Origin of the sequence: Hoylesella buccalis ATCC 35310, assembly GCF_000177075.1 — a bacterium.
GTDB lineage: Bacteria > Bacteroidota > Bacteroidia > Bacteroidales > Bacteroidaceae > Prevotella > Prevotella buccalis.
In genome coordinates this window covers 1-5,626 of sequence record NZ_ADEG01000017.1, presented here as the reverse complement: position 1 = coordinate 5,626, position 5,626 = coordinate 1, and the positions used below count along the sequence as shown (strand labels likewise).

Genomic DNA, 5,626 nt, shown 5'->3' with positions numbered 1-5,626 from the left:
AACAGGATTTTTGCCGTTTCACCGCCCACTTGACCGCTGAACACGTTGCCTACCGTATTTTGTATCACACGGTTTTCCTTGTCCCCTATAGTCACGGGTAAGCTGGCTGTAATCCTGAAAGCCCAGCAGAACCGCCACCTTGTTGCTTCGGCTGGTCGCGATTAGGTTGTCAATACTACAGAGTCGCTTCTTGGAAATCATTTAACTAGTCGACCCTCAAAAATGCAATCTCGCCTTTTTGAGGGTCGACTTGTTAATAACATAAAATCTTTCATTGGAAGTTCTTTTGTGGAAGGGTGGTTAGTTCCTCTGTTTTCTTGTTAGTCCGTTACATTACAGAAGTATTCCAAGAATCAGTAATATGTGAATTATGAAAATACTTTACAACAAATAAAAAATATTTCATGCTGAATTATTCTTCGGAGAAAAAAGTGGGTCAAAAAGTGGGTCAAAAAGTGGGTCAAAAAGTGGGTCAAAGAAAAGCTAAGAGCATTAAAAAAGCCTTTAAGTTATTGAAACTCAAAGGCTTTGTTAAATCTATCAAGCGGAGAGAGAGGCTCTTTCTCTTGAACCTTCAAATAGTATCATAAACGTTCAATCTGTTGTATAGTAACACTTTAAGTAGAATGTTAATAAAATAAGATTTCATGGAAAATCTTTTGTAGAATCAATTTTTGGGTGTAAATTTGGGTGCAGAAATCAAAACCTCCAAAGTATGAACATCAAGCGAAATATTATCTTCACGTTGGAAAGCAGAAAAAAGTACGGAGTTCTCATTGTTGAGAATGTACCTATCCGTATGCGTGTCAATTTTGCTTCCAAACGAATTGAATTCACAACAGGCTATCGTATTGATGCTGCGAAATGGGATTCTGATAAGCAGCGAGTAAGAAACGGTTGCACAAACAAATTGAAACAATCAGCTTCTGAAATCAATGCTTCACTCTTGGGCTATTATACAGAGGTACAGGAAATTTTCAAAAAGTTTGAAGTAGAAGAAATAATGCCAACCCCTGAACAAATAAAAGAGGCATTCAACGCCCTGCACAAACCTATTGAGAAAGAAGTCAAACCGAAGAAATCAACACCTAATGCTTTCTACAAGGTATTCGATGAGTTTGTGAGAGATTGTGGACGACAGAATGATTGGACTGATTCTACTTACGAGAAGTTTGCTGCTGTGAAAAATCATTTGATGAACTTTCGTGATGGACTTACATTTGATTTCTTTGATGAGAAAGGTCTAAATGATTATGTTACTTATCTCCGTGATATAAAGGAAATGCGCAATTCGACTATTGGTAAGCAACTAAGTTTCTTGAAATGGTTTTTACGCTGGGCATTTAAGAATGGTGTGCATCAGAACAATGCCTATGACAGTTATAAGCCCAAACTCAAAAGCACACAGAAGAAAATCATTTTCCTCACATGGGAGGAACTGAACAAACTCCGAGAGTTCGAAATACCTGCTGCCAAGCAAGCCTTAGACCGAGTGCGTGATGTCTTTCTCTTTCAATGCTTCACAGGTTTGCGTTATTCCGACGTGTTCAATCTTCGCAGAAGTGATATAAAGGGCGACCACATAGAGGTTACAACGGTCAAGACTTCTGATAGTTTGATTATCGAGCTGAACAACCACAGCAAAGCGATACTTGACAAATACAAGGACGTGGCATTTGAAGATGATAAGGTGTTGCCTGTCATTACCAATCAGAAAATGAATGATTATCTCAAAGAACTGGCAGAATTGGCAGGTATCGATGAACCAGTACGCCAAACTTATTACAGAGGTAATGAGCGCATTGATGAGGTTACCCCAAAGTATGCCCTACTCGGCACACATGCTGGTCGTAGAACGTTCATTTGCAATGCACTTGCATTGGGTATTCCGCCTCAAGTTGTGATGAAATGGACAAGACACAGTGATTACAAGGCTATGAAACCCTATATTGATATTGCAGATGACATTAAGGCAAATGCCATGAGTAAATTCAATCAATTATAACACCGAAACGATATGAGCCAAGAAATAAATAAAACAGGGAACCAAGATCTATCTCTTGTTGTACGAGCCATCGGTACCGATCTTGAGCATACACAAATACGCTTAATAGCTTCTGCAAACGCAGATATGCTTTTCCACTATTGGAAAGTGGGACATTTTATCCTTTATCTCCAAAAGAAAGAAGGTTGGGGAAGCAAAGTAATAGACAACCTATCCAAGGCGATACGCTCAAAATATCCTGATAAGAAAGGATATTCTCGCAGAAATATCTTCTATATGTGCCAGTTTGCCAGTGCTTATCCGTTGGAAGTGCTGAAAGAGATGGACAGGATAGATAGCATGCTCACAACTCCGACTGTAGAGAAGGTTTTAAGTCTGACAAACGAACTCAATCAAATTGTGCAACAATCTGTTGCACTAATCCAAGCCACGGAAAATCGATCGAATACAATTACGCAACAGCCTGTTGCACAATTAGAAGAAGTTACTGAAACATTGTCAGCAATCTATCACTGCGACATCAGTCAGATAGAGGAAATCTTCAAGCATTCTGCCATAGTTCGCACCAACTGGGCGAGCCATGTAATCCTGCTTAATAGTAAGCTTCCTTTGGGCGAGTGCTATTGGTACATTACGCAATCAGTTGCTAATGGGTGGAGTCGCAATGTTCTGCAAGTACAGATAGAGACAAATCTTTTCGCTCGACAGATTACGGCAAAGAAAGTGAGTAACTTCTCGGCACGATTGCCCAAACCGCAAAGCGACCTCGCCAACTATCTGATGAAAGACCCTTACATCTTTGATTTGATGGGGCAAACGGATAAGATGGCAGAACGAGACATTGAACAGCAATTAGTATCTCATATCACCAAGTATCTTTTGGAAATGGGGAGTGGCTTTGCATTTGTGGCACAGCAGAAGCATTTTGAAGTAGGCGATTCTGATTTCTATGCCGACCTCATCCTCTATAACATCCAACTACATGCATACGTGGTTATCGAACTAAAAGCGACGCCATTCAAACCCGAATACATGGGACAATTGAACTTCTACATCAATGTAGTAGACGACACTCTCCGTGGCGAACATGACAACAAGACCATTGGCTTGCTCCTCTGCAATGGTGGCGATAAGGTGTTGGCGCAATATGCCCTCTCTGGCTACGACCAGCCAATCAGTGTCAGCGATTACCAACTTTCAAAGGCAATCCCTGACAATTTGAAGTCGGCTCTGCCTACGGTGGAAGAAGTGGAGGAAGAATTGTCAAAGATAGTTGATAAAGGAGAAATCGTCTGAGTAGTTTGTTTTAATCCGCTCACATTGGAGTGTTTTAGTCGGCATCCACTGCTTGTATTCCAACACCCAAGGTGTTGATAATATTCATCTATCATAATATGAAACTTCTTTTCCCCACTTCTGGTAATGGTGACTGCATTTTCTGCCTTGCAGCTAAAGATGATGGTACTTTTTTCTCTATGATGGTGGACTGCCATGTGTTCACCCTTGAGATAAAGGCTATTGTTACAGACACGCTTCATTGCCATATAGACTATCTGGTGGTGACACATATTGACGTAGACCACATTGATGGTATTTGCAATATGCTGAATCAAATGCCAGAACTTAAAATAGGCCATATCATTTATAATAATCTTTTCGCAAAGAAGGAAGAGGACCAACAGATCGAACCACTTACTGATTTTGAGAAGGAACAAATTGAAAAATTAAAGACTACTGTTCCCAAATGGAAGCCAAGGACCGAACATACCGTTGCAGCAAAAAATGTATTGGCGTTATCTACATTGATTCAAAGAAATTGGAAGGATGCTTGGAATAAAAATCTAACACTCATTACTAGCGAATACCTTACTTTAGGTGAATTGGGGAAGATGTTTATAGTATCGCCCACCCAGGCTGCTATAGATGAACTGAACAAATATATTCTTGACGAATTTGCAAGGAAGTTTTATAAGAGATATCCGCTTGAGCAAGGGAAAGAGAAAGGAGCGGAATTATTTGAGTTACTCTCGTTGCTCTATAATCAAAAGGATTTGCTTCTTGAGAATAAAATCTCAACTTCTATTAGCACAATGAAAGCCGAATATGGGAAACCTGATAGAGAAGATACTTCTAAAACCAATAGAGCCAGCATTGCGTTTGTTTGGGAATTAGGCAACAAGAAAATTTTGCTCTTGGGAGACGCTTCATCGGAGATTGTGATAGAAGGAATAAAGGCTTATAAGAAAAAAAATCAAATATCTTTGAATGAGAAAATATATTTTGATGCAATCAAAGTTTCTCATCATGGAAGTGATGCCAATTTATCAAAAGAACTTTTGAAGCATATTGATAGCTCAAACTGGATATTCTGTGGATGCACAAGTTCTGCACCACACTTGCATGCCATTGTTAATATCATCTATCAACCTTTATTGAAGACTATAAAGAAGCGTATAATGTACTTTAATTCGCTCTATTATAAAAACGACATCTATAATAAGATGAAAATTAATGTTCAGATGCTAAAGAAAGAGGGAATAAAAATAGACGTGGAACATATTAATGAAATAACTTTATGAGCAATATCAGTACAATACCTTCAATCACTTACAAAGTGGAATGTGGTACGGAAGGGGGAACTGCCTTCTTTGTGGATGACAATAGACTGCTTACGGCATTTCATGTGGTTGGCTCTGCCCTAAACGGCAATTCTATATATGTAGAAATTGAGGAAGAGGATTATGAGTGTGAACTTACAATAGTAAAACCTGGAAAGGATATTGCCATATTGACGTTGAAAGACGAGGCTGTGAGCCATGAATATGGTTCGCTGCTTAATATGCCGATAGAGGCAAAAACACATTTCAGATTTTGGGGTTATCCTAGTACATTGATAGGTCAAGCTGTTGGCCAGTCGGTCAAGATAAGGGTGGATGAAACTTATACAGCATTAAATGGTGATTTTGATGCCTATGCCGTATTTGAAGACGAGAAGCATCTTACGGAATACGCAGGTTTTTCAGGATCACCAGTCTATACAGATGGTGATAAGATAATCGGCATTGTGACAAATATATTGGATAGCCATATCGGCTTTATAAGCATAAAGAGCGTTGAAGCTGAATTAAAGGCACAAGGTGTGCCCGCCGAATCTGACTATATAAAATTTCAAGAGATTGCTTATGGCAGAAAAGAGTGTGTCGAAAAACTACGCAAACAGATAGCATTGGCGGGAAATCGGTATAAACCAGAGTTGGATGTGCCTAACCAATCTTTTGAAACACTATTTGCCAATTTGTGGGATATTCGGAATCTGGAGAAGCATAAAGAGATACTCCGCACGGGCAAGCAAGTATTTCTTAGTTTGCAAAAAACGAATTCTGCGCTATTCGTCACCCCTCCTGATGAAACCTTGCCTGAGTTGGATTACAACATCGGGATGCAGCGCGACATGGAACGTCTAAAAAGTGACACGCCAAATTGGAAAACTGTAGAGGTTGCTTTGAAAAAGGAATTGCTTTCTTGGAAGCAAATACATGAGAGTATTCTATATGTGGTCAACAAACAAGAAAAAGTCTATTGCACTTACGGTCCTGCCGGATGTGGCAAGACACACAATAT

At 39.5% G+C, this 5,626-nt stretch carries 4 protein-coding genes and 1 pseudogene; 4 read left to right on the top strand and 1 reads right to left on the bottom strand.

The genetic code is table 11. The annotated features are described in order from the left end of the window. A pseudogene (locus tag HMPREF0650_RS12570) lies at nt 1–174 on the bottom strand (TraM recognition domain-containing protein); the annotation flags it as partial. Between the two features lie 541 nt (nt 175–715). On the opposite strand from HMPREF0650_RS12570, the gene HMPREF0650_RS01645 reads away from it, so the two are divergent. From HMPREF0650_RS01645 to HMPREF0650_RS01630, 4 genes are all read left to right on the top strand, one after another. Continuing rightward, nucleotides 716–2,005 carry a site-specific integrase gene (locus tag HMPREF0650_RS01645; protein WP_004347808.1) on the top strand — a complete coding sequence of 430 codons (1,290 nt, stop codon included), beginning with the start codon at nt 716–718 and terminating at the stop codon, nt 2,003–2,005. Nucleotides 2,006–2,017: 12 nt separating this feature from the next. Next, nucleotides 2,018–3,301 (top strand): PDDEXK nuclease domain-containing protein, encoded by a 1,284-nt coding sequence (locus HMPREF0650_RS01640; RefSeq protein WP_004347806.1) that lies wholly within the window; start codon nt 2,018–2,020, stop codon nt 3,299–3,301. Between the two features lie 98 nt (nt 3,302–3,399). Further along, nucleotides 3,400–4,584 carry a ComEC/Rec2 family competence protein gene (locus HMPREF0650_RS01635; RefSeq protein WP_040562075.1) on the top strand — a complete coding sequence of 395 codons (1,185 nt, stop codon included), beginning with the start codon at nt 3,400–3,402 and terminating at the stop codon, nt 4,582–4,584. Then, nucleotides 4,581–5,626: S1 family peptidase (locus HMPREF0650_RS01630; protein ID WP_004347800.1), on the top strand; the 1,046-nt coding region annotated here is incomplete at its 3' end. The genes HMPREF0650_RS01635 and HMPREF0650_RS01630, both read left to right, overlap by 4 nt.

Coding starts and splice junctions, on each gene's coding strand:
- HMPREF0650_RS01640 (WP_004347806.1), top strand. CDS start 2,018: ATGAGCCAAGAAATAAATAAAACAGGGAACCAAGATCTATCTCTTGTT.
- HMPREF0650_RS01645 (WP_004347808.1), top strand. CDS start 716: ATGAACATCAAGCGAAATATTATCTTCACGTTGGAAAGCAGAAAAAAG.
- HMPREF0650_RS01635 (WP_040562075.1), top strand. CDS start 3,400: ATGAAACTTCTTTTCCCCACTTCTGGTAATGGTGACTGCATTTTCTGC.